This window comes from Arthrobacter sp. UNC362MFTsu5.1, assembly GCF_000685965.1.
Lineage (GTDB): Bacteria > Actinomycetota > Actinomycetes > Actinomycetales > Micrococcaceae > Arthrobacter.
This window is the reverse complement of record NZ_JMLE01000059.1, coordinates 1-4687: the sequence shown is the minus strand read 5'-3', so window position 1 is coordinate 4687 and position 4687 is coordinate 1. Positions and strand designations below refer to the sequence as shown.

The following is a 4687-nucleotide window of genomic DNA, read 5'->3' as shown; positions in this document are numbered from 1 at the left end:
AGAACACGACCGAACAGAATCCATTCACCAAACCCGGATTCATCATTTCGGCCGCCCTCGTGGTCGCACTGATAGCAGCCGTCATCGTCATCTTCTTCATCCCCAAGGGGGGCGGTGGCTCGCAGCAGCCTGTCCTGCCCTCCTCCGGCAGCAATGCTGCGGGACCCTCGACATCAAGCAAAGCTGCGTCCGGGAGTATCTGCGGTCTGCCGTCCACCTCGGAAACCGCTTTGGGCGCGGCTCCTAAGTCCAAGTGGGAGTTAGTAGGGAGGATGGCAACGCCCACAGACCCTGACAGCTTCGGGCCAGGAGTGATAGACAGCGACGGTTTCCGTTCCTGCTTCGCGCACTCACCAACCGGAGCCCTCTACGCCGCAGTCAACATGATTGCCCTAAGCTCTGCCGACTCTCAGATACTCAACGTCAAAGTGACGGACAAACTGTTGGTTACCGGCCCCGGTCGGGACATGGCCATGAAGGATTCTGCAAAGGTGTCACCGTCATCGGGCACCGACACAACTGTCCAAGTCCGGGGCTTTCTGGTTAAGTCCTATACTCCGTCGGAAGCGGATGTTGACCTGGCCTTCGAGACCAGGAATGGCGTCTTGGCACACACCGTTCTTCCACTCCGGTGGGTGGACGGAGACTGGAAAGCGAAGGTATCGGACGAAGGAAAGTTGATCAACGAGATCACTCAGCTTCGCGACCTCAGCAGCTTCATCGCATGGTCTGGGGTCTGACATGGCCGAGTGCAAGATCATCGATGTTGGCTGCCAAACAGGTAATGCCATCTCAGGAGCACTCGACGACGCAACCTCCAACCTAGCTGAGTCCATTCTGGAGGGCCTGAGCCAGATGGTGACGACACTGTCGACCTTCTGGGTGAGTATGCCGACTACCAACCTCACTACAGCGGACGGCGCGACCGCTGGGCCCGTGGTGGGTTTCCTTGATTCGGAACTGTCTTACTGGACGCTGACGCTGGCCGTTCTTTCCGTCATTCTTGGCGGTACTCGGATGATTTGGGAGCAGCGGGGCGCACCGCTAAAAGACCTGCTCCGGTCTCTCCTAACCCTGACGCTGGTTGCGGGTCTAGGCCTGGGGGTTATCTCTATCCTGGTGATCGCAGCTGATGAGTTTTCAGCGGCGATCATCGAACGCTCCACGGATGGCAAGGGCTTCGCGGACGCCATGAGCGTCCTGGTCATGGTGAACCAGCCCGGCATTGGGGTTTTCATCCTGATCATTCTGGGCCTGGTGGGCCTGCTCGCGTCGCTGGTCCAGATCGTCCTCATGGTCGTCCGGAGCGGCATGTTGGTGATCTTGGCGGGCATTTTGCCCACCACCGCCGCTTTCACCAATACGGAGATGGGCCGGCAGTGGTTTCAGAAGGCGATGGGCTGGACGATCGCGTTCATTCTTTATAAGCCGGCTGCAGCCATCGTGTACGCGGTGGCGTTTCAGCTCATGGGCTCGTTTTCCGGCACGAACGCTTTGATTGGCTCCATTACGGGCTTTGCCTTGATGATCGTTGCCCTGTTGGCCTTGCCGGCTTTGATGCGGTTTGTCACCCCGATGGTTGGTGCGGTCGCGTCGGGCTCTGGCGGGGGAGCCGCTGCTGCTGCAGGCGCCATGGCCACTGGTGCTGTTTCGCTGGGCCGCAGCGGAAGCGGCCGCGGGAATGCGTCCCCCACCCCGCCCAGCCAGCCGTCCAAGAACGCTGCGTCTCCTGGCGGCAGCCAAGGTCCCGGCGGGGCCAATGGCGGGAACGCTAAACCTTCACCGGGATCCGCGGGAGCGCCCGGAGCCGGGGGAGTCCCCGGTAAGGGCACTACAGGAAGCCCCGGTGCTGCGACCGCAGGGGCGGGGGCCGGAACAGCTGGTGCCGGGGCCGCGTCGGGGGCGGCGAAGGCTGCAGGTCCGGCCGGCGTCGCTGTCGCCGTCGGCGCGCAGGTAGCTTCACGGGTCTCATCGGCCGCACAACAGACCGCGCAGGATTCAACGGGGGAGGGCCCCAGTGGCAGCAATTAACACCGAATACAAGGAACCGTCCTACGGAAACTGGCGGGTCCCGAGGTCAGCCGGTCTGGGTGACCTTGGCGCTATCGGCACCGGCATTGTGATGGCCGGGCTGTTGCTGGGCATCATCAGCTTCGCCATCTGGGGCCTCTTCGCCGGCCTCGGCGTCCTTGCCGTCGCCGGGGTGCTGGTCCTGCTGCTGACCGTCAAGGACAAGCACGGCCAGTCCGTGGTGGACCGTTTCGCGACCCGGATGAATTTCCGCCTCGCCCGTTCCTCGGGTGCGAACCTGTACCGCTCGGGCCCGCTGGGGGTGACGGAGTGGGGCATCTACCAGCTCCCGGGGTTGGCGGCGAAGTCGCGCCTGTATGAGTTCAACGACTCCTACAACCGTCCCTTCGCCATGCTCCACGTACCGACCACCAGCCACTTCACCGTCATCTTCTCCACCGAACCCGACGGCGCCTCCCTCGTGGATCCCGAGCAGGTCGATGCGTGGGTGGCGAACTGGGGCGGCTGGCTCGCCGGACTCGGCGATGAGGCAGGGCTGGAAGCCGCCGCAGTAACCGTGGAGACAGCCCCGGATTCGGGCTACCGGTTGCGCAATGAAGTCGAGATGAACATTGACGAGAACGCCCCCGAAGCGGCCAAGGCCATCCTCCGCGAGGTTATCCGGACCTACCCGGAAGGATCTGCCACCGTGCGGGCATGGGTGTCCCTGACATTCAACGCCTCCCTCCGTGCAGGGTCCCGGAAGCGGGAACCGGAGGACGTCGCCCGCGACATCGCCTCCCGCATCCCTGGGCTGGGGGCCCGATTGCAGTCCACCGGCGCCGGGATCGCCCGGCCGATGTCCGCGCAGGAACTGTGCGAAGTCGTCCGGATTGCCTACGACCCGCCCGCCGCTTTGATCATTGACGAGGCCCACGCAGCCGGTTCCCCCGTCGCCCTGACCTGGGGCGAGGTCGGCCCCACCGCCACCCAGGCCGGCTGGGACGACTACAGGCACGATTCCGCGTTCTCTGTCTCCTGGACCATGACCGGTGCACCGCGGGGTTCGGTGAACTCTTCGGTCCTGTCCCGGCTACTGGCCCCGCACGGAGACGTTGACCGCAAACGCGTCTCCCTGCTCTACCGCCCGATGGATTCGGCCCGGGCAGCTGCCGTCGTCGAGCGGGACCAGAACAACGCCAACGTCCGCATCACCTCCGGAAACCGGCCCAGTGCCCGGGCCCTGGTCGATGCCCGGTCGGCGGCTCAGACAGCGCAGGAAGAAGCCCAAGGTGCCGGGCTCGTGAACTTCGGCATGGTCGTCACCGCCACGGTTACCGACGCGACCCGGCTTCCGGATGCGGTGGCCGCGATCGAGCAGACCTCCGGAACCGCCCGGGCCCTGCTCCGCCGCGCCTACGGCTCACAGGACACCGCTTTCGCCGCGTCCTTGCCGCTGGGACTGGTGCTGCCCAAACACATCCTGCTGCCCAGCGAAATCAGGGAGGCCCTCTAAAATGGCACGCTTCACGTTCCTGCAAGCGAAAAAAGTGAAAACAGTAAATACAGCAAAGGCTTCCACCAGCCAGGGGGAGGGGACGCCGCGTCCTGGCCGTGTCCGGGGTCCCGGCTCACGCGGCTGGGGCGGCCGTGGCGGGGGAGCGGCTGCCCTGGTTCCTGCGGTGCGGGAGTACCGGGGCACGACGGTGCAGGTGTGCGGGTTGTGGCCGTTCAGTTCCGGCACGTCGTCGCCGATGATTGGTGTGCCTTTGGGCCGGCATGAGGAGACCCAGGCGACGGTCTGTTGCGACCCGATCAGCTGGTTCCAGCGCGCCCACCTGATTTCCAACCCGTCTGCGTTCATTCTTGGCAAGCCCGGGCTGGGTAAGTCCACGCTGGTGCGCAGGATGTTCCTGGGCCTTTCGGGCCAGGGCGTGCATCCCCTCGTTCTGGGGGACCTGAAGGCAGAGCACGTCGACGCGGTCGAGGCGTTGGGCGGTCAGGTCATTCCGCTCGGCCGGGGACGGGGCTACCTGAATATCCTTGATCCCGGCCAGGCCGTCGAGGTCGCCCAGCTGCTGGAGGAAGAAGGGCACCACGACGCGGCCGTTCGGGTCCGGGCCGACGCCCACGGCCGGCGGCTGAACATGGTCGTCTCCCTGATCACGATCAGCAGGAACTCACCCCCAACGGATCAGGAACAGACGATCCTTGACCGGGCCCTGCGGGTCCTCGATGACACGTTCGAGGGCGTCCCGGTCCTGAAAGACCTGCTCGACGTCATCACCGCGGCCCCGGCCGAGCTGCGCCAGGTCGCCCTGGACCGCGGCGACATGACCGTCTACCTGCAGGAAACCCGGGCGCTGGAAGCGACCCTGCTGGGCCTGACCGGTGGCGGGAAGCTCGGTGAAATCTTCTCCGCCCAGACCACTAACCCGATGCGGCGGGACCGGGCCGTGGTCTTCGATGTCTCCAGCATCGACGAAACCGAAACCGACCTGCAGGCTGCGGTCCTCCTCGCGTGCTGGTCCTACGGATTCGGGACTGTCAACGTCGCCAACGCCCTCGCTGACGCCGGGCTGGAACCACGCCGGAACTACTTCGTCGTGCTCGATGAGCTGTGGCGGGCGCTGCGCTCCGGCAAGGGCATGGTCGACCGCGTCGACGCCCTCACCCG

At 65.0% G+C, this 4687-nt stretch carries 4 protein-coding genes; all 4 read left to right on the top strand.

Annotated features, from left to right (window positions below; translation table 11 throughout):
• The coding region (locus BS38_RS27525; RefSeq protein ID WP_028273010.1) for a hypothetical protein at positions 1-740 on the top strand (740 nt) is incomplete at its 5' end.
• 1 nt (position 741) lies between these two features.
• Positions 742-2031, top strand: coding sequence for a hypothetical protein (locus BS38_RS0123900; RefSeq protein ID WP_028273009.1), 1290 nt, complete (start codon positions 742-744; stop codon positions 2029-2031).
• On the top strand, positions 2018-3526 hold the full coding sequence (locus tag BS38_RS0123895; protein WP_028273008.1) for an SCO6880 family protein: 1509 nt from the start codon (positions 2018-2020) through the stop codon (positions 3524-3526). The genes BS38_RS0123900 and BS38_RS0123895 overlap by 14 nt, the downstream gene beginning before the upstream one ends.
• A 1-nt stretch (position 3527) precedes the next feature.
• Positions 3528-4687 (top strand): helicase HerA domain-containing protein (locus BS38_RS0123890; RefSeq protein WP_043439982.1); only part of this gene is annotated, 1160 nt, incomplete at its 3' end.